This is a genomic window from Pseudomonas azotoformans (genome assembly GCF_900103345.1).
Taxonomy (GTDB): domain Bacteria; phylum Pseudomonadota; class Gammaproteobacteria; order Pseudomonadales; family Pseudomonadaceae; genus Aquipseudomonas; species Aquipseudomonas azotoformans.
Genome location: NZ_LT629702.1, coordinates 4802443 through 4820651, shown reverse-complemented (window position 1 = coordinate 4820651; position 18209 = coordinate 4802443). Strand labels below are relative to the sequence as shown.

Annotated in this window: 16 protein-coding genes and 1 pseudogene; 5 read left to right on the top strand and 12 right to left on the bottom strand. The window is 60.6% G+C overall.

Annotation, left to right across the window (positions count from 1 at the left end; translation table 11 throughout):
* Positions 1-55: 55 nt before the first annotated feature.
* Both ctaD and coxB read right to left on the bottom strand, forming a co-directional pair.
* Positions 56-1642 carry a cytochrome c oxidase subunit I gene (gene ctaD / locus BLR69_RS21950; RefSeq protein WP_016978771.1) on the bottom strand — a complete coding sequence of 529 codons (1587 nt, stop codon included), beginning with the start codon at positions 1640-1642 and terminating at the stop codon, positions 56-58.
* A gap of 58 nt (positions 1643-1700) precedes the next feature.
* The gene (gene coxB / locus BLR69_RS21945; RefSeq protein ID WP_058424414.1) at positions 1701-2828 is read right to left on the bottom strand and encodes a cytochrome c oxidase subunit II; all 1128 of its coding nucleotides are present in this window, start codon (positions 2826-2828) and stop codon (positions 1701-1703) included.
* Between the two features lie 367 nt (positions 2829-3195).
* Between coxB and BLR69_RS21940 the strand changes: the two genes are divergently transcribed.
* A complete protein-coding gene (locus BLR69_RS21940; protein WP_071494771.1) occupies positions 3196-3843 on the top strand; it encodes a hypothetical protein in 648 nt (215 codons plus the stop codon).
* Between the two features lie 122 nt (positions 3844-3965).
* On the opposite strand, the gene BLR69_RS21935 is transcribed toward BLR69_RS21940, so the two are convergent.
* The 6 genes and pseudogenes from BLR69_RS21935 to BLR69_RS21910 form a co-directional block, all read right to left on the bottom strand.
* Positions 3966-5507, bottom strand: coding sequence for a SulP family inorganic anion transporter (locus tag BLR69_RS21935; RefSeq protein WP_071494770.1), 1542 nt, complete (start codon positions 5505-5507; stop codon positions 3966-3968).
* An 86-nt stretch (positions 5508-5593) separates the two neighbouring features.
* On the bottom strand, positions 5594-6325 hold the full coding sequence (locus BLR69_RS21930; RefSeq protein WP_071490929.1) for a carbonic anhydrase: 732 nt from the start codon (positions 6323-6325) through the stop codon (positions 5594-5596).
* A 227-nt stretch (positions 6326-6552) separates the two neighbouring features.
* Positions 6553-7611: a PA0069 family radical SAM protein gene (locus tag BLR69_RS21925; protein ID WP_071494769.1), complete on the bottom strand. Its 1059-nt coding sequence runs from the start codon at positions 7609-7611 to the stop codon at positions 6553-6555.
* A gap of 85 nt (positions 7612-7696) precedes the next feature.
* A pseudogene (locus BLR69_RS21920) lies at positions 7697-8997 on the bottom strand (c-type cytochrome); the annotation flags it as partial.
* Positions 8998-9003: 6 nt separating this feature from the next.
* Entirely contained in the window at positions 9004-10788 is a 1785-nt protein-coding gene (locus BLR69_RS21915; RefSeq protein ID WP_071494822.1) for a GMC family oxidoreductase, read from the bottom strand.
* A 2-nt stretch (positions 10789-10790) separates the two neighbouring features.
* Complete coding sequence (locus tag BLR69_RS21910) at positions 10791-11543, bottom strand: gluconate 2-dehydrogenase subunit 3 family protein (protein WP_071494767.1); 753 nt, start codon at positions 11541-11543, stop codon at positions 10791-10793.
* A 265-nt stretch (positions 11544-11808) separates the two neighbouring features.
* On the opposite strand from BLR69_RS21910, the gene BLR69_RS21905 reads away from it, so the two are divergent.
* Positions 11809-12465, top strand: coding sequence for a dual specificity protein phosphatase family protein (locus tag BLR69_RS21905; protein ID WP_071494766.1), 657 nt, complete (start codon positions 11809-11811; stop codon positions 12463-12465).
* A gap of 114 nt (positions 12466-12579) precedes the next feature.
* Here BLR69_RS21905 and BLR69_RS21900 read toward each other — a convergent pair whose 3' ends face one another.
* Positions 12580-12855 (bottom strand): YheV family putative zinc ribbon protein, encoded by a 276-nt coding sequence (locus tag BLR69_RS21900; protein WP_020301415.1) that lies wholly within the window; start codon positions 12853-12855, stop codon positions 12580-12582.
* Positions 12852-14951, bottom strand: coding sequence for an oligopeptidase A (gene prlC / locus BLR69_RS21895; RefSeq protein ID WP_172832136.1), 2100 nt, complete (start codon positions 14949-14951; stop codon positions 12852-12854). Before prlC ends, BLR69_RS21900 begins: the two co-directional genes overlap by 4 nt.
* Before the next feature lie 54 nt (positions 14952-15005).
* On the opposite strand from prlC, the gene BLR69_RS21890 reads away from it, so the two are divergent.
* Together BLR69_RS21890 and BLR69_RS21885 are read left to right on the top strand one after the other, a co-directional pair.
* Positions 15006-15548 carry a gamma carbonic anhydrase family protein gene (locus tag BLR69_RS21890; RefSeq protein ID WP_016978759.1) on the top strand — a complete coding sequence of 181 codons (543 nt, stop codon included), beginning with the start codon at positions 15006-15008 and terminating at the stop codon, positions 15546-15548.
* On the top strand, positions 15545-16204 hold the full coding sequence (locus tag BLR69_RS21885) for an HAD family hydrolase (protein ID WP_071494764.1): 660 nt from the start codon (positions 15545-15547) through the stop codon (positions 16202-16204). The genes BLR69_RS21890 and BLR69_RS21885 overlap by 4 nt, the downstream gene beginning before the upstream one ends.
* Positions 16205-16289: 85 nt before the next feature.
* Here BLR69_RS21885 and BLR69_RS21880 read toward each other — a convergent pair whose 3' ends face one another.
* The gene (locus BLR69_RS21880; RefSeq protein WP_071494763.1) at positions 16290-17333 is read right to left on the bottom strand and encodes an aminopeptidase; all 1044 of its coding nucleotides are present in this window, start codon (positions 17331-17333) and stop codon (positions 16290-16292) included.
* 140 nt (positions 17334-17473) lie between these two features.
* Between BLR69_RS21880 and BLR69_RS21875 the strand changes: the two genes are divergently transcribed.
* A complete protein-coding gene (locus tag BLR69_RS21875) occupies positions 17474-17896 on the top strand; it encodes a PA0061/PA0062 family lipoprotein (RefSeq protein ID WP_071494762.1) in 423 nt (140 codons plus the stop codon).
* Here BLR69_RS21875 and BLR69_RS21870 read toward each other — a convergent pair whose 3' ends face one another.
* On the bottom strand, positions 17897-18136 hold the full coding sequence (locus tag BLR69_RS21870; RefSeq protein ID WP_058424400.1) for a DUF1161 domain-containing protein: 240 nt from the start codon (positions 18134-18136) through the stop codon (positions 17897-17899).
* Between the last annotated feature and the right edge of the window lie 73 nt (positions 18137-18209).

Below are 18209 nucleotides of genomic sequence, written 5' to 3'. Positions count from 1 at the left end.
CCATCGGGGGCAAGCCCCCTCCCACATTGGCCGTGTACGCAGTGCCAAGGCGTGTTCATTTGACCTCCGGCGGCGTGGTAAAGGTGTGGTACGGCGCCGGCGAAGGGATGCTCCACTCCAGGCCTTCGGCGCCATCCCAGGGCTTGGCCGGCGCCGGCGGGCCGCCACGGATGCACTTGATCACGATAAAAAGGAAGAAGATCTGCGTGGCGCCGAACATGAAAGCGCCGATCGACGAGACCATGTTGAAGTCAGCGAACTGCAGGTTGTAGTCCGGCACCCGCCGCGGCATGCCCGCCAGCCCGACGAAGTGCATCGGGAAAAACGCCATGTTCATGCCCACGAAAGACAACCAGAAGTGCAGCTTGCCCAGGGTTTCGTCGTACATGTGGCCGGTCCATTTCGGCAGCCAGTAGTAGGCCGAGGCGAAGATGCCAAAGATCGCACCGGGCACCAGTACGTAATGGAAGTGCGCCACCACGAAATAGGTGTCGTGGTACTGGAAGTCCGCCGGGGCAATCGCCAGCATCAGCCCGGAGAAACCGCCGATGGTGAACAGGATCACGAAGGCCACGGCAAACAGCATCGGCGTCTCGAAGGTCAGCGAGCCTTGCCACATGGTGCTGACCCAGTTGAACACCTTCACCCCGGTGGGCACGGCAATCAGCAGGGTGGCGTACATGAAGAACAGCTCGCCCACCAACGGGATACCCACCACGAACATGTGGTGCGCCCACACGATGAACGACAGGAACGCAATGCTCGCCGTGGCGTAGACCATCGAGGTGTAGCCGAACAACGGCTTGCGCGAAAAGGTCGGGATGATCGAGCTGACGGCGCCGAAGGCCGGCAGGATCATGATGTACACCTCGGGGTGGCCGAAGAACCAGAACACGTGCTGGAACAGCACCGGGTCACCGCCGCCGGCCGCGCTGAAGAAGCTGGTGCCGAAGTGGATGTCCATCAGCATCATGGTCACGCACCCGGCCAGCACCGGCATCACCGCGATCAGCAGGAACGCGGTGATCAGCCAGGTCCAGACGAACAGCGGCATTTTCATCAAGGTCATGCCCGGCGCACGCAGGTTGAGGATGGTGGCGACCACGTTGATCGCGCCCATGATCGAGCTGATGCCCATCAGGTGGATGGCGAAGATAAAGAACGTCACGCTTTCCGGCGCGTAGGTGGTGGAGAGCGGCGCGTAGAAGGTCCAGCCGAAGTTCGGCCCGCCGCCTGGCGTGAACAGCGTCGAGACCAGCAGCAGGAACGCCGCCGGCAACAGCCAGAAACTGAAGTTGTTCATGCGCGGCAGGGCCATGTCGGGCGCGCCGATCATCAACGGGATCATCCAGTTGGCCAGGCCGACAAACGCCGGCATCACCGCGCCGAACACCATGATCAGCCCGTGCATGGTGGTCATCTGGTTGAAGAACGCCGGCTGCACGATCTGCAGGCCGGGCTGGAACAGCTCGGCACGGATCACCATGGCGAACGAGCCGCCGAGCAGGAACATGGCGAAGGCGAACCACAGGTACATGGTGCCGATGTCTTTGTGGTTGGTGGTCAGCACCCAGCGCATCAGACCCTTGGCGGGGCCGTGGGCATGGTCGGCGTGACCATGGTCGTCGATCACAGCGCTCATGGTCGTTCTCCTGCAAGCGAGTGGGCGGGGCGGGTCGAGGTCAATGCCATGGGAGAGGTCATTTGCTTTCCGCCTGCTTGATGGCCAGCACGTCTTTAGGCGTGACCATGTCGCCTTTGTTGTTGCCCCAGGCGTTGCGCTCATAGGTCACCACCGCGGCGATGTCCACTTCCGAGAGCTGCTTGCCGAACGCCGCCATCGCGGTGCCGGGCTTGCCGTGGTACACGAGGCTCAGGTGATCGGCGGCGGGGCCGGTGGCGATCTTCGAACCCTTGAGCGCCGGGAACATCGGCGGCAGGCCCTGGCCTTCGGCCTGGTGACAGGCCACGCAGGTGGTGTGGTAGACCTTGTCGCCACGGGCCACCAACTCTTCCAGGGTCCACTCTTTGGAGGTCAGCTCCTTGAGCTTGGCGGCCTCTGCCTTGCGCTCGCCGAGCCAGGTGTCGTAGTCGGCCTTGGACTTGACCTCGACGACGATAGGCATGAAGCCGTGGTCCTTGCCGCACAGTTCGGCGCACTGGCCACGGTAGATGCCAGGCTTCTCGACACGGGTCCAGGCCTCGTTGACGAAGCCGGGAATCGCGTCGCGCTTGACCGCAAACGCCGGCACCCACCAGGAGTGGATCACGTCGGCGGCCGTCACCAGAAAGCGCACCTTGGCGCCCACCGGCAACACCAGCGGCTGGTCGACTTCCAGCAGATAATGTTCGCCCTTGGTCGCCTGGTTGTGGATCTGTTCGGCGGGCGTGGCCAGGTTGCTGAAGAACTCCACGTCCTGGCCCAAGTATTTGTAATGCCACTTCCACTGGTAGCCGGTGACCTGGATGTCGATATCCGATTCACTGCTGTCGTAGATATTGATCAGGGTCTTGGTCGCCGGAATGGCCATCGCGATCAGGATCAGCAAGGGCACGACGGTCCAGAGGATTTCCACCGTGGTGCTCTCGTGGAACTTGGCCGCGACCTGGCCCGTGGACCGGCGATGAACGATCATCGACCAGAACATCGCGCCAAACACGATGATGCCAATCACCACACAGATCCAGAAAATGGTCATGTGCAGGTCGAACACAGCGTGACTGACTTCTGTCGCCCCTGGCGCCATATTCGTTGTCCAGGCGGCATGTGCCTGGCCGAATACTGACCACAACAGGAGGCCCATCCAAACGTGTGGATGTCGCATCATTGCGGGTTCCCCTTATCGTTCTTGTTATCCCGCCGGTTTGCACCTGCGTCGAAGGGAGCGGCTTCCATACTGCTTACAACCGCCTGGCCTTGCCTGCTTATGCAGTCTGGCGTCATCAGCTAATCGCGTACAAATCCGAGTATAGACAGGCTCTGCAACCCCGCAATGTGTAGGGGCAAATGAGTAAAAATGAGCGGCCGGAGCCAATAAAACCGGGTACGGAATCGTTTATCCGACGAACGATGGCAATTCGATATAACGCGGGCGCATAACCATGAAATAATTATGACAAATGCGTCTTAGGCGCTCGTATAAACGAGCTACCTTATCTTCTCCCTTTTCCTACGCCTGCATCACTGGAGCTTTCATGAACACCGCCGCATTGCGCGAGCAGATTTCCCGTGCCCATCAACACGAAGCCAGCACGGGCCAGCTTGCCCAGCAACTGGAAAAACAATTGCCGCACCTGCATTCGGCCATTTCCCTGGCTGACGGTGATCGCAACATTGTCATGACCCGCTTTGTCACCGCCTACATCGACTTGGTCCCGGACTTGCTGGACGCCGCCAACGACGTGGCCCGCGAGGCCGGTATCGAAAGCCAGATCAAGCCGGTACTGAAGATCGCCGAGCATTTCTTCCTGCAACCGCCCGCCATCCTGGCCGGCCATGAAGGCCTCGATGGCCTGCTGGACGAGGCCTATCTGGCTCATCGTCTGGTCGAAGAGGTCAACGATCTGTATATCAAGCACTTTGGCCAGCCGTTGATTCCGGCCGATACCACTGTGGCCAATGTCATTGCCCATCAGCTGATCGGCGAAGCCTTCGCCAACCAGCTGGATGAAGCGGTGCACCACGCCGTGGATGAAATGCTCAACGAAGACAGCTTTGCGCTGGAGTCCGTGGAGGCTTATCGCGAGCAGCTCAAGAGCCCGGACACTGAAGCCGCATGGAAGCGCTGGCCGTGCCTGTCGCGACAGCTGGGGGTTGAGTTGGCGCTGGATCAGCCAGCCTGAGGCCCATCACGCTTCTGTAGGAGCGAGCTTGCTCGCGAAAAAACCAAAGACACCGCGGGCATTCAGAACACCCGCGTCATCGTTGACGTTCTTCGCGAGCAAGCTCGCTCCTACAAGAGGGTTCAGACGGCGGCGGAGCCTATCCCCGTGGTCGTGCGCACACGCCCTTCCAATCGGCGCTTCAACCCGCGCGCCTCGATCACCAGCTTCGAGCCCTTGGCCGCATTGGCCCGCCCCCATTCCTCCAGTAACTCCAGGCAGGAATGGTCGATGTAACTCAGGTTGCTCAGCGGAACATGCACAGTCGTCCCGGCAGGCACCGTCGACAAGACTTGGGTCAACGCAGGCACTTTCAGAAAGGTCGCCGCACCGGTCAGGCGCAGCTCCATCTCACCGTCCTGAGGCAGGTCGATCAGGCTGACCTTCAATCGCGACGCCTTGAACGCCAGCTTGACCAACGTCAACCCGAAGCCCACCAATACGCCGGTCAGCAGGTCGGTAAAGATGATTGCCAGCGCTGTGGCCGCGTAGGTAAACATCGGCATCCGCCCATAACGTCCCAGTGCCTTGAACGCCTTGATGTCCACCAGCTTGATACCGGTGTACACCAGCACCCCCGCCAGGCTCGCCACCGGGATACTTTGCAGCACGCTCGACAGCAATAGCACGAACGCCAGCAACCACAGGCCATGGAACATCGCCGACAAGCGCGTGGTAGCGCCGGCCTGCACGTTGGCCGAGCTGCGCACGATCACGCCGGTCATCGGCAGGGCGCCGACCAGGCCGCAGAGCATGTTGCCGACACCTTGAGCAGACAATTCCTTGTCGAAATCCGAACGCTGACCGCTGTGCATGCGGTCGACCGCCGCTGCAGAAAGCAGCGTTTCAGCGCTCGCGATAAACGCCACGGCAAATGCCGCGATCAACAGCTGGGGATCGGCGAGGTTCAACAGGTCGCTGGGGCGTAGCCAGTCGATAGCATCGGCGAGGTTTTCCGGGACTTCGACACGCTTGACCTGCAACGCCAGCACCAGGCTGACCACCGTGGTCAGGCCCACGCCCAGCAAAGCACCGGGCACAAAGCGCAGCTTCTGCGGGCGCAATTTGTCCCAGGCGTACATCACCAGCATCGTCGACAAACCGAGCAGCCCCGCCTGCCAGCCGAGGCCACCGCCCAGGGTCGGGATAGCGTCGGCCAGTGCCGCCGGGAAGCCTGCCAGGTTGTCGAGCCCCGAAGGCTTGGGCGCTCCGTCGAGCATCACATGAATCTGCGACAGCACAATTAACACGCCAATCCCCGCCAGCATGCCGTACACCACCGCTGGGGCCGTGACGCGAAACCAGCAGCCCAGGCGCAAACGCCCGGCAACCAGTTGCAGGAATCCCGCCAGCAACAGAATCGGCCCGAGCATCAGCATGCCGTGCTGGCGCACCAACTCGAACACCAGCACCGCCAGGCCCGCCGCCGGGCCACTGACCTGCAACGGTGAGCCCGCCAGCCAGCCCACCACCAGGCCACCAATAATCCCGGTAATCAGGCCTTTGGCCGGCGGCATGCCGGAGGCGATCGCGATCCCCATGCACAAGGGCAGGGCGACCAGAAACACAACTACGGAAGCGAGCAGCTCCCTTGGCAATACAGCTTTCAATTGAGCAGCACGCATGATGACTCTCCCGAGGCATTCGCCGGGCGCGGTAAAGCCTGGCTGCGTCCATGGCAGCCACCGCTTTACCCGGCAGGGAAGTGTTTTTAGAAGCGCGCTTTAGGCGTCGCGCAAGGGATCGGTCCGTCGCCGCTCAACGGTCGGAACGTCGACTGGTCGGCATCGTAGGCGCGGATTTCGCTGGTCTCGATGTTGTAGATCCAACCGTGGATAAACAAATGACCATTGGCCATGCGCGAAGCCACGGAAGGGTGGGTACGCAAATGTTGCAGTTGGGCGATGACGTTTTCTTCGGTGAGCACCTTCATGCTCTCGCCTTCATTGGCGCAGTCGCAGTTGTCATGGACCATGGTCTTGGCGACCTCGGCGTGCCGCAGCCAGGCCTTGACCGTCGGCATCTTCTCCAGGCTGTCAGGGTTGAGCACCGCGCGCATGGCGCCGCAATCGGAGTGCCCGCAGACGATGATGTGCTGCACGCCCAGGGCAAGTACCGCGTACTCGATGGCCGTGGAAACACCGCCGTTCATCTGGCCGTAAGGCGGTACGACGTTGCCGACGTTACGGGTCACGAACAGATCGCCCGGAGAACTTTGGGTGATCAGCTCGGGCACGATGCGCGAGTCGGCGCAGGTAATGAACATCGCCCTTGGGCTCTGGGCCGTGGCGAGTTTCTTGAAGAGTTCTTCCTGCTGGGGGAAGACGTCGTGATGGAAATGCAAAAAGCCGTCAACAATGTGCTTTAGCGCTGCATCGGCGGTTTCAGCCACCTGAGGGGCAGAAGCCGACGCAGCCAACGGCTGTTTATCCTTGTCACTCATGATTCATCCTCTTGATTAATGCAGGGGAGTGTTCAGGTCAGTTGGACGCTTGGCCAGTGGATTAGTTGTAAAACGCCAGGGGCCAGAGTGCCGACTCATCAGTCACTCGCTGAACAAGGTAACCGCCGAAACTTAACTCAAACTGAATGAACCGCTCTAGATCGCGGGTTTCAGTGATATCAAAACGCGACTATTCCTACAGGAACGGTGCATTCGACCCTGTCAGTCTACAACAATGCCATCTGTCTGCCCGGAGGGCAGAACGCCGTGCAATCCAGGTCAAACCCTTCCCGCCGGTTGAGCCCCAGCCGTTTGATGGCTTTGCTGAAGCGCTGCGCCAGCAAGTCTGCAAACGGCCCTTCGCCACGCATGCGCACGCCGAAGCGGCTGTCATACACCTCGCCGCCGCGCACCTGGCGCACCAGGCTCATCACATGGGCCGCACGCTGCGGGTAATGCGCCGCCAGCCACTCCTCGAACAACGGTGCCACCTCCAGCGGCAGGCGCAGCATCATGTACGCCGCACTTTGCGCGCCCGCTGCGTGAGCTTCGGCCAACAGGCTTTCCAACTCACTGTCGTTGATCATCGGGATCATCGGCGAGCACAACACACCCACCGGTATCCCCGCCTCACGCATCACCCGGATCGCCCGCAGACGCGCCTTGGGCGCTGCCGTGCGTGGCTCCAGGATGCGCTTGAGTTCATCGTCCAGACTGGTGAGGCTGATCATCACGGCCACCAGCCGTTGGCGCGCCAATTCTGTGAGCAGGTCCAGATCGCGCAAAATCAGCGACCCCTTGGTGATGATGGTCACCGGGTGGCGATAGCGCAGCAGCACTTGCAGGGTTTGCCGGGTGATCTTGTATTCGCGCTCGATCGGTTGGTACGGGTCGGTGTTGGAGCCCAGGTTGATCGGCGCGCACACATAACCCGGTTTCGACAGTTGCTGTTCCAGCACATCGGCAGCGTTGGTCTTGGCGATCAGTTTGGTCTCGAAATCCAATCCCGGCGACATGTCCCAATAGGCATGGCTCGGCCGCGCGTAGCAGTAGATGCAGCCGTGCTCACAGCCACGGTAGGGGTTGATCGAGCGATCAAACGGCAAGTCCGGTGAGTTGTTGCGGGTGATGATGGTCTTGGCCGTTTCGATACGCACTTCAGTGCCCAGGGTCGGCGGCACTTCCTGGAACCAGCCGTCATCCTCCACCACGCTGACCGTCGGTGCGAAGCGGTTGTGCAGGTTGGTGGCCGTGCCCCGGCCTCGGGGCGGCAGCGGAGTAGACATGAAAGCGCCTCGGTACTGTTTTTATATACAGTATCGAGGCGCAAGGCTTCTGACCAGTGCCGTTTGGCGGTAAGCCAGGGATCAGTGCTGTTGCGTAACCTGGCCCAGGTCATCGCCCGAGGTGGTGCGCATATCGTTCTTGCGCAGATCCGCCACATCGTTGGCTTTCACCGGCGCACCTTTATTGCCCCAACTGCCCCGAACGAAACTGACCACATCCGCCACTTCCTGATCCGACAAACGCCAGGCGAACGCCGGCATGGTGAAGGTCGATGGCGCCGCGTGGGTAGCCGGCAAGGTGCCGCCGTTCAACACAATGTTGATCAACGACGTGGCATCCGCCGTCTGCACCACCGGGTTACCCGCCAGCGCCGGGAACACCCGCGTATAGCCATGCCCGTCGGTACGGTGGCAGGCCGCGCAGTTGTCGATATAGACCGACGCTCCCGGCTTGCGGTCATCGCCTTTCCACAGCGCCTCGGCCACCTGCTTGTCGTACTGATGCGGCTGGTCCTTGGAGTCCACCGCCGGCAAGCTCTTGAGGTAACGGGCGATAGCCGTCAGGTCAGTTTCCGACATGTACTGCATGCTGTGGACGACAACGTCGCTCATGCCACCAAACACCGCGCTGCGATCACTGCGGCCGGTCTTGAGGAATTGCACCAACTGTTCCTCACTCCAACTGCCGAGGCCATCCTTGTGGTCACCGCGCAGGCTTTTGGCGATCCAGCCCTCCAGTGGTGCGCTGCCGGACAGAAAGGCATTACCGTCAGCGGCACTCAGGGCTTTTTCCTGCATGGTCAAGGCCCGTGGCGTATGGCACGCGCCACAGTGGCCGAGACCTTCTACCAGGTAGGCACCGCGGCTCACCACCGGGTCGGCGGCGGCTTGCGCCTGATGCGCTTCGACCGCCGGCGCAAACATCCAGCGCCACGCTGCCAGCGGCCAACGCATGCTCAAGGGCCACGGAATATCGCTGTCCTTGTTCTCTTGGGCGACGGGCTCGACACCTTTCATGAAGTACGCATACAACGCCTGCATATCGCTGTCGCTGACGCGTGCGTAAGACGGGTAGGGCATCGCCGGGTAAAGCGTACTGCCGCTCTTGGCTACGCCATGGCGCACGGCCTTGTCGAAGTCCTCGAAGCTGTAGTCGCCCAGGCCGGTCTTGTCCGGGGTGATGTTGGTGGAATAAATCACGCCGATGGGCGTTTCCATCGGCAAGCCACCGGCAAAAGGCTTGCCGCCCTTGGCGGTGTGGCAGGCCACGCAATCGCCGGCGCGGGCCAGGTATTCACCCTGCTTGATCAAATCGCTTTCAGCCGCACTGACAGAGCAGCTACTGAAAAGCGCGAAGGTGGCGATAACAAGTGCTTTCATGGTCATCGCTCCTTATGCCTGAACCAGTGGGCCGGGGTTTTTCAGGTACTGCTCGCGAATGGCCCGCGCCGACCAGTAGGTCAACGCCGCCACAAGGCCGGTAGGGTTGTACCCCAGGCCTTGTGGGAAAGCGGACGCGCCAGGAACAAACACGTTGTGCACATCCCAGCACTGCAGGTATCGGTTCAACGCGCTGGTTTTCGGGTCGGTGCCCATGATCGCGCCGCCGTTGAGGTGGGTGGTCTGGTAGGACGCCGTGTTGAAGTGCTCACCGACCTTTTTGCCGAGCAGGGCAATCGCCTTGGGGTTCATCGCCTCGGCGACCTTGCTCATTTTCTCGACCATGAAGCGGTTCATCTTGATGTCGTTTTCCTGCCAGTCGAACGTCATCCGCAGTAGCGGCAGGCCATAGGCATCGCGGTACACCGGGTCCAGATCCAGGTAGTTGCCCCGGTAGGATTGATGCGCACCGTGGGCATCCATCGACACCTGGTGCGTGTAGTAATCGGCGGTGGCGCGTTTCCAGGCGCTGCCCCAGGCCGGAGTGCCCGGGGGGTTGGACGTACCGGCAATCGGCCGGCTGCCGGCCTGGTTGACCCACATCGGCGAGCCACCCACGAAGCCATGTGGGCCGTGGTCGAAGTTGTCGGCGTTGAAGTCATCAATGGCCACGCCATTGCCGCCTGCGCCGATGAAGTTGTTGGTATGGGTATCTTTGTCGAAGAAGGCCTTGATGGTGGCCATGTTCTGGTAGGCGAAGTTCCTGCCCACCACGCCCTCATTGGTTATCGGGTCGTAGGGCTTGCCGATGCCCGACAACAGCATCAACCGCACGTTGTGGAACTGAAAGGCGCCAAGGATCACCAGGTCCGCCGGCTGCTCACATTCCCGGCCCTGGGCGTCGATGTAAGTCACGCCAGTGGCCTTGCTCTTGGTGCTGTCGAGATTGACCTTGAGCACGTGCGAGTTGGGCCGCAGCTCGAAGTTCGGCACCTGGCGCAACGCCGGCAGGATGTTCACGTTCGGCGAGGCCTTGGAATACATGTAGCAGACATAGCCGCTGCAGAAACCGCAGAAGTTGCACGGCCCCATCTGCGCACCGTAAGGATTGGTATACGGCCCCGAGGTATTGGCGGACGGCAGGTTGTAGGGTTTGTAACCCACCTCGGCAGCCGCTTTCTGAAACAGCTGTGCGGAGACGGTATTCTTCTGCGCTTCCAACGGAAACGGATTGGAACGGTCCGGTGCATACGGGTTGCCGCCACGGCCTTCGCCGACCAGTTGGCCTTTCACGGTCCAGGCTTGCCCAGAGGTGCCGAAGACTTTTTCCGCGTAGTCGAAAAACGGCTCCAGCTCTTCATAGCTCACGCCGAAGTCCTGGATGGTCATGTCCTTGGGGATGAAGTGTTTGCCGTAGCGCTCCTCATAGTGGCTGCGCATACGCAGCTCGATCGGGTCGACACGGAAATGCACGCCCGACCAATGCAGGCCCGCACCGCCCACGCCGTTGCCCGGCAAGAACGCGCCCAGCTGACGGTTGGGCAAGGCGACGTCATTCACGCTATGGCGAATGGTCACGGTCTCTTTGGAAATGTCCTGGAAGAGTTTTTTACGCACGCTGTAGGTCAGTTCGTCGATGACCTGGGGATAGTTGCCGTCCGGGTAGGTGTCCTGCATCGGGCCACGCTCCAGCGCGACCACGTTGAGGCCAGCTTCCGTCAGTTCCTTGGCCATGATCGCGCCGGTCCAGCCGAAGCCGACGATCACCGCATCCACTTTCTTCATGATGGTCGCCACGTTCAAGCCCTCTCGCCACGGATGGAAACTGCCGGGAAGGGGTATTGCTCGTTGCGTTCAACCCAGTCCATGAAATCGGCGCGAGCGCCGGGGAAGCCGATCATGGTCCAGCCGACCATGCCTTTGTTACCACCGTGGATGGGGTCGCAAAAGAACCCTTCCTTGGTGTTTTGCAGCAACAGGTTGAAGAACATCTTCGGCGGCACCGCTTCAAAATGTGCCGTCACTTCACTTCCGCCGGCTTCCAGACGACGCAACATATCGTCTCGGGTAGCGCTGTCTTGCGCAGCAAAAGTTTTACCGTTGAAGGCTTTCGACCAGGCATCCGTCGCGGCAATGCCCAGGCGATAGATGTCCTTGGGCACGAGCTTGGACTGCCAGCCCATCTCTGGAGCAGCATCCGCGTTGAACGGGCCTTGCATGAACCACAAGGCACCACTGGCGTACGGCGTGTTCATCTGACGGTCGATGTACTCCGGCGCACCGGCTTCGAGGGCGCCCGGGCCTTGCTCATCGGCGGGGATCAAGCGCTCGACGGCGGCGTTTATAAACGCCCACTCCTCGGCCGTGAAGTAAGTAGGCTCATAAGCCTTTTCACTCGCCGCAGGCTTGGCTGGAGCGGCCTGCGCCGGCTCTGGTGTTGCCATCAGCATCGAGCCGCCAAGGCCGGTGCTGGCAACCGTGACCACCGGGATCAAGGTCAAGGATTTGCGCAAAAAGTCACGCCGGGGGTTGTCTTGATCTTGATCAGACATGGTGGCACCTCATCATGTGGTCACGGGTTTATCCGCCGCTTCTGGGAGCAGCGTGATGTGTGGCAAGCCAGTGGGATATCACGCACCGGCAAACAATAGTTACAAATGATAGCAGCCTAAGCATCAGGACGAATCGATTGAGCGGTAAAAACACCGGATCAGATGAGGCCATTCACGTTTCTTTGACGAGCACCTCACACGGTGTTGACCCCCCCTGGGCGAATCTGCGCTCCATCAGCCATTTCCCTATTGGGTCACAAAGCGCATGTCCAACACTCGATTGCTGCCTGCTCTCGGCCTGGCACTCATGGCACTGCTCGGCGCCGTTCACGCCAAGGCCGATGAGACTTCGTCCATTCGTTCACCCGAGTGGGCCCAGCCAGTGGGCAACCAATTCAACCTGCACCAAATGACGCCAACGCTCTATCGCAGCGCTTTGCCCGATAGCAGCGCCGTGCCTGAGTTGGAAAAACTCAAGATCGGTACAGTGATCAACTTTCTGCCGGAATCTGATGCCGCCTGGTTGAAGTCATCTGATATCAAACAGGTACAGCTGACTTATCGCACTAACCATGTCGACGATTCCGACGTACTGGCGGCACTCAGAGCCATCCAGGAAGCCGAAGCCAACGGCCCGGTACTGATGCATTGCAAGAATGGCTCTGATCGCACCGGCCTGATGGCCGCGATGTATCGAGTGGTGATTCAGGGGTGGAGCAAGGAAGACGCGCTGAACGAAATGACCCTGGGCGGGTTTGGCACCAGCAACGGCTTCAAGGACGGCGTTCGCTACATGATGAAGGCTGATATCGACAAGTTGCGCACCGCCTTGGCAAATGGCGACTGCAGCACCAGCGCGTTTGCGCTGTGCTCGATGAAAGATTGGATCACAACCTCCAGCAAAGCTGAGGAACACCTGTAGGAGCAAGCTTGCTCGCGAAAAACGTTAACGATGACGCGTTTATCCTGGATAAACGTGGCGCCTTCCAGTTTTCTTCGCGAGCAAGCTCGCTCCTACAGTGATTCGTGCGGTGCGTCAGTCTTTTTTCAGCTTGGGATTGGGGAAAAACTGCACCGCCTGCACCTTCGGGTCCGCCGGCGCTTTCAACGCCGTGGTATTGACCCGCGTGCCCAATTCCTTGGGCACCGACAGACCTTGGTCATTCAACGTGTCGGTATAACCGCAGGCCACACACTCACGGTGCGGCACGCTGTCCTCGGTCCACATCTTCAGCTTGTCCGGCTCACTGCACGCCGGGCAGACCGCCCCGGCGATGAATTGCTTTTTGGTAATCACAGGCCCTTCACTCATGCTGCCGCGTCCTCACTCAGGCCGCTGTGGCGCAAGAGTGCGTCAATCGACGGCGCACGTCCGCGGAAGTCGACGAACAGCACCATCGGCTCCTGGGAACCGCCACGCGCCAGGATCGCTTCGCGGAAAGCACGACCGGTTTCGGCATTGAGCACGCCGTCTTCTTCGAACTTGGAGAAGGCATCCGCCGAGAGCACTTCGGCCCACTTGTAGCTGTAGTAACCCGCCGCATAACCGCCAGCGAAGATGTGCGCAAAACTGTTGGGGAAGCGGTTGTAGGCCGGCGGACGCATCACCGACACCTCATCACGCACGCCTTCCAGCACCTGGGCCACGCTGCGACCATCGCCATGGGTGGCGTGCAGCTCAAAGTCGAACAGCGAGAACTCCAGCTGACGCACCATCATCAGGCCGGACTGGAAGTTTTTCGCTGCGAGCATTTTTTCCAGCAGGTCCTGGGGCAACGGCTCGCCGGTTTCATAGTGGCCGGAGATCAGTGCCAAGCCTTCCGGCTCCCAGCACCAGTTCTCCATGAACTGGCTCGGCAGTTCCACCGCATCCCAGGCCACGCCGTTGATGCCGGACACGCCAGCGTGTTCAACACGGGTCAATAGGTGATGCAGGCCGTGGCCGAATTCGTGGAACAGCGTAGTCACTTCATCGTGGGTCAGCAGGGCAGGCTTGCCGCTGTCGGCCGGGGTGAAGTTGCACACCAGGTTGGCCACCGGGCTTTGCAGCACGCCGTCGATTGTGCGGCGACGGTCGCGGGCGCCATCCATCCAGGCGCCGCCGCGCTTGTTGGCACGGGCGTACAGGTCAAAGAAGAAGCGGCCCACGTGCTGGCCGTTTTCCTTGATTTCAAACAGGCGCACATCCGGGTGCCAAGTGTCGAAGCCTTTCTGCTCGGCGATCTCGATGCCGTACAGGCGCTGCACGATGGCGAACAGGCCGCCCAGCACTTTGTCGATCGGGAAGTAAGCGCGCAGGGCTTCCTGGGACACGCTGTAGCGCTGCTCGCGGAGTTTTTCGCCGTAGAAACCGCTGTCCCAGCTTTGCAGATCCGCACAGCCTTGTTCGGCAGCATAGGCTCTGAGCTGTTGCAGGTCCTGGGCGGCAAACGGCTTACTGCGCTTGGCCAGGTCACGCAGGAAGCTCAGCACCTGGTCGCTGGACTCGGCCATCTTGGTGGCCAGGCTCAGTTCGGAGAACGACGCATAACCCAGCAACTGGGCCAGCTCTTGGCGCAGGTCGAGGATCTGTTCCATCACCGGGCCGTTATCGTTCTGACCGGCATTCGGGCCTTGGTCCGACGCTCGGGTGCAGTAGGCCGCGTAGACTTCTTCACGCAGCGCGCGATCCTGGGCGTAGGTCATGACGGCGTAGTAGCTAGGGAATTCCAGGGTGATCAGCCAGCCGTCGAGGCCTTTGGCCTGGGCGGCAGCGGCCATCTGCGCCTTGGCCGAGTCGGTCAGGCCCGCGAGGGTGGCTTCATCGGTGACGTGCTTGGTCCAGGCCTGGGTGGCGTCCAGCAGTTGGTTGGAAAATTTGCTGCCCAGCTCGGAGAGTTTGCTCTGCACTTCGGCGTAGCGCTTTTGCTGCTCCGGCGGCAGATCGATACCCGACAGACGGAAGTCACGCAGGGAGTGCTCCAGGATGGTTCTCTGCGCCACGTCGAAACCGGCGGCTTCCGGGCTATTGGCCAGGGCTTCGAAGGCCTGGAACAGCGCGCGGTTCTGGCCCATCTCGGTGGAGTAGGCGCTCAATGCCGGCAGGCAGCCTTCGTAGGCTTCGCGCAGTTCAGCGCTGTTGCACACGGCGTTGAGGTGGCTGACCGGGCTCCAGGCGGCGCCCAGGCGGTCATTCAGTTCGTCCATCGCCAGGACCAGACCGGCCCATGTCGGATTTTTGCCCTGGCTTTGCAGGATGCCTTCGATGGCAACGCGGTTGTCGGCGAGGATCTGTTCGATGGCCGGCTGGACGTGCTCGGCACGGATCGCCGAGAACGGCGGCAGGTCGTAGGGCTGCAGAAGAGGGTTGTTCGCGCTCACGGTGGGCACCTTGGCTGAAGAAACATATAAGAACAAAGATGGGGCCATCTTAATTACAATCAACGCCCACCGCAGCTATCAGCAGAAGAGAGAGAGGCTATCGTGACCCTTCGCACCTATCAGAACCACACGCCAGCCCTGGGCGCCGGGGCGTTTGTCGATATTTCGGCGGTGGTGATCGGCGATGTCGAAATCGGCGCCGACAGCTCGGTCTGGCCACTGACCGTGATCCGTGGCGACATGCACCGCATCCGCATCGGTGCGCGCACCAGCGTGCAGGATGGCTGTGTGCTGCACATCACCCACGCCGGGCCGTTCAACCCGGACGGTTTCCCGCTGCTGATCGGCGACGACGTGACCATCGCCCACAAGGTCATGCTGCATGGCTGCACAGTCGGCAATCGCATCCTGATCGGCATGGGCAGCATCGTGATGGATGGCGCCGTGGTCGAGGACGATGTGATCATAGGCGCCGGCAGCCTGGTACCTCCGGGCAAGAAACTTGAGAGCGGTTTTTTATATGTCGGCAGCCCGGTTAAACAAATCCGCCCGCTGACTGACAAGGAACGCGCCTTTTTCACCTACAGCGCCGCGAATTACGTGAAGCTCAAAGACCTGCACCTGGCTGAAGGATTCGACCGATGACCCTGCGTTACCAAACCGTCCTGTTCGACCTGGATGGCACCCTGACCGATCCACGTGAGGGCATCACTCGCTCGATCCAGTACGCCCTCGGTAAAATGGGTATCGACGAGCCGGACCTGACCAAGCTGGAGCACTTCATCGGCCCGCCCTTGCTGCAGGCGTTCATGCAGTTCTATGGCCTTGATGAAACCCAGGCCTGGGAGGCATTGAATTTCTACCGGGAGCGCTTCAAGGTCACCGGGCTGTATGAAAACCGCGTATTCGACGGTGTGATGCCGTTGCTGGAGGACTTGAGCGGCCAAAGTCGCCAGCTCTACATTGCCACCTCCAAACCATGGGTGTTTGCCCGCGAAATCGCCCGGCACTTTGACTTTGCCAAGCATTTCAAGGTGATCTACGGCAGCGAGCTGGACGGGACGCGCACCAACAAAGTCGAACTGATCGCCCACCTGATGAGCGAGGAAGGCCTGGACCCGGCCACCACCTTGATGATCGGTGATCGCAAGCATGACCTGATCGGCGCACACAAAAATGGGCTGGATTCGGCGGCGGTGGGGTATGGGTTTGGTAGTTTCGAGGAACTGAATGCCGAGGCGCCGACCTGGCATTTTGAGACATTGGCGCAGATGCATCAGGCGTTTTTGCAGCGCACTTGAGGACGCCATCGGGGGCAAGCCCCCTCCCACAATTGACCGGCGTACACGGTCAAAATGTGGGAGGGGGCTTGCCCCCGATGAGGCCCTAAAGAGCACCCCCTTCCAACTGCCTCAACGCCGCCTTGCGCTGCGCCACTGGCAACCCGCCCATCGCCTCCACCGCCTTATAAAACCTCACCCAATCCCCACCTTCCCGCGCAAACAACGCCGCAAACGCCGGCACCCACTGGTCATACAGCCCAAACGGCAACAGCCGCGCATTGTTCATGGGTTGGTTGATCCACGCGTCATACCGTTTGTCCCCGCCCCACTGGCTGTCGCGCATCTGCCGGTAATCGCCACGCAGACGCTCGAACTCGGCCGCCTTAGCCTGGCGCATCACATCAGTGGCCAAGGGTTGGGCATAGAGTTTTTCCAAGCGTTGGCGGGTATCGAGGATCAGCTGAATGAACTCATCACGCTGCTTCGAAGCCGACAGGCTCTGCGGCGCCAAGCCCCGTGCAGCACGCCACTGGCGCGTGCCTTCCTGCTCGACGAAATTGGCAAACGACTCATTGAACTCGGTGTCGTCCTTCACATAGAAACGCTGGTGCGCCAGCTCATGGAAGATCAACGTGGCCAGGCGCTCATCGCCCCAGTTCATCATCGAGTTCATGATCGGGTCATTGAACCAGCCCAAGGTGGAATAGGCCTCGACACCGCCAATCGACACGTCCATGCCGCGCTGCTTCAACAACGCCGCCTCACCACGCGCCGCGCCCTGGTTGTAGTAGCCGCGATAGGCCACACAACCCGCGATAGGGAAGCAATGGGTTTCGGGGGACAGGGAAAATTCCTGCGTAGCGAAGACGTTCCAGACCACATAGGGTCGGCCAATGTCGGCATACAACCTGTAGCTCTGGTTGTCAGGCAGATGCAGGTGTTCACTGGCGAACGTACGCGCCTTTTGCGATTGCGCCAGATGCTCGCGCAACAGCACTGGGCGGGAAGGGTCGGCGATGACCTGCGTCACCGGCTCCCGGGCGCGCAGCAATTGCCACTGACCATTGGCCAACTGACCGTAATAACTGACACTGGAACAGCCGCTGAGCAGCACAACCATCAACCCTGGAAGAAAACGCCTGACCATGCCCCGACCGCTCCTGGGTAATTTGCTCGCCAGACTATCGCGCCCAGGCGGAATTTTTCCATGGCGAGACGTGTTTATACTTACAAGGAGTCTGTCGCCGCTGGCATCAGGCTTAACTTTTTCCTACGTGAGTGCCTGCCATGCGTCAGCTCTGGTTTCCCGTCGCCGCCCTGTTCCTCAGTGCCTGCACCACTACCCCGGTGCCACCAGTGGACCCGCAACAGGCGTGGGTCGATTTCACCACGCCGACGCCGGGGTCCAAGCTGGTAATGGCGCAACGCTTGGACGGCAAGAATCTGGATGACGGACGTTTCTTCCAAATGCCGCCCGGCCATCATGAACTGATGGTGCGTTTCGACTTTGAAGTTCCCGCCGGCGGCGGTTTGGGTGGGCTCAGCCAGATGATGTACCGCACCTGCTTCATGACCCTGGAATACGGCCACTTCCAGGCGGGCCAGCGCTATGTGCTGGAAGGGCGCTCGCTGGCCTTCACACCCAACATCCGGTTGTATGACGCGGCGCGTCAGTTGCTCGCAGAAGAACGCAGCGTCAACTGCATCTGATCAGTCGTTGTTCTTCTGGTAGACAATGGCCTTGGTGCCGTTCTCACAGCTGCCGACGACCATGGCGCTGTCGTGCTTGTCGGCTTCTTCCTTGCTGACGATCTCCAGGGTGTAGGACGGCACCGCGTTAGCCTGGATCTTGACCTCGATCTCCTTCCTGAGCTCTTCGCAGTCTTTTGGCGCGGCCACAGCCGACGTGGCCACTACACCGCAGATGATCGCCAAGGCAAAACGTTTCATGTGTGAAGCTCCCTGAATGCATTGCGCACGGGTGTGCGCCTAGGCTGCATGGTAATAGGACCACACTGACAAA

Coding starts and splice junctions, on each gene's coding strand:
- BLR69_RS21875 (WP_071494762.1), top strand. CDS start 17,474: ATGCGTCAGCTCTGGTTTCCCGTCGCCGCCCTGTTCCTCAGTGCCTGC.
- BLR69_RS21900 (WP_020301415.1), bottom strand. CDS start 12,855: ATGAGTGAAGGGCCTGTGATTACCAAAAAGCAATTCATCGCCGGGGCG.
- BLR69_RS21935 (WP_071494770.1), bottom strand. CDS start 5,507: ATGCGTGCTGCTCAATTGAAAGCTGTATTGCCAAGGGAGCTGCTCGCT.
- BLR69_RS21870 (WP_058424400.1), bottom strand. CDS start 18,136: ATGAAACGTTTTGCCTTGGCGATCATCTGCGGTGTAGTGGCCACGTCG.
- coxB (WP_058424414.1), bottom strand. CDS start 2,828: ATGATGCGACATCCACACGTTTGGATGGGCCTCCTGTTGTGGTCAGTA.
- ctaD (WP_016978771.1), bottom strand. CDS start 1,642: ATGAGCGCTGTGATCGACGACCATGGTCACGCCGACCATGCCCACGGC.
- BLR69_RS21885 (WP_071494764.1), top strand. CDS start 15,545: ATGACCCTGCGTTACCAAACCGTCCTGTTCGACCTGGATGGCACCCTG.
- BLR69_RS21880 (WP_071494763.1), bottom strand. CDS start 17,333: ATGGTCAGGCGTTTTCTTCCAGGGTTGATGGTTGTGCTGCTCAGCGGC.
- BLR69_RS21930 (WP_071490929.1), bottom strand. CDS start 6,325: ATGAGTGACAAGGATAAACAGCCGTTGGCTGCGTCGGCTTCTGCCCCT.
- prlC (WP_172832136.1), bottom strand. CDS start 14,951: ATGGCCCCATCTTTGTTCTTATATGTTTCTTCAGCCAAGGTGCCCACC.
- BLR69_RS21910 (WP_071494767.1), bottom strand. CDS start 11,543: ATGTCTGATCAAGATCAAGACAACCCCCGGCGTGACTTTTTGCGCAAA.
- BLR69_RS21905 (WP_071494766.1), top strand. CDS start 11,809: ATGTCCAACACTCGATTGCTGCCTGCTCTCGGCCTGGCACTCATGGCA.
- BLR69_RS21925 (WP_071494769.1), bottom strand. CDS start 7,611: ATGTCTACTCCGCTGCCGCCCCGAGGCCGGGGCACGGCCACCAACCTG.
- BLR69_RS21940 (WP_071494771.1), top strand. CDS start 3,196: ATGAACACCGCCGCATTGCGCGAGCAGATTTCCCGTGCCCATCAACAC.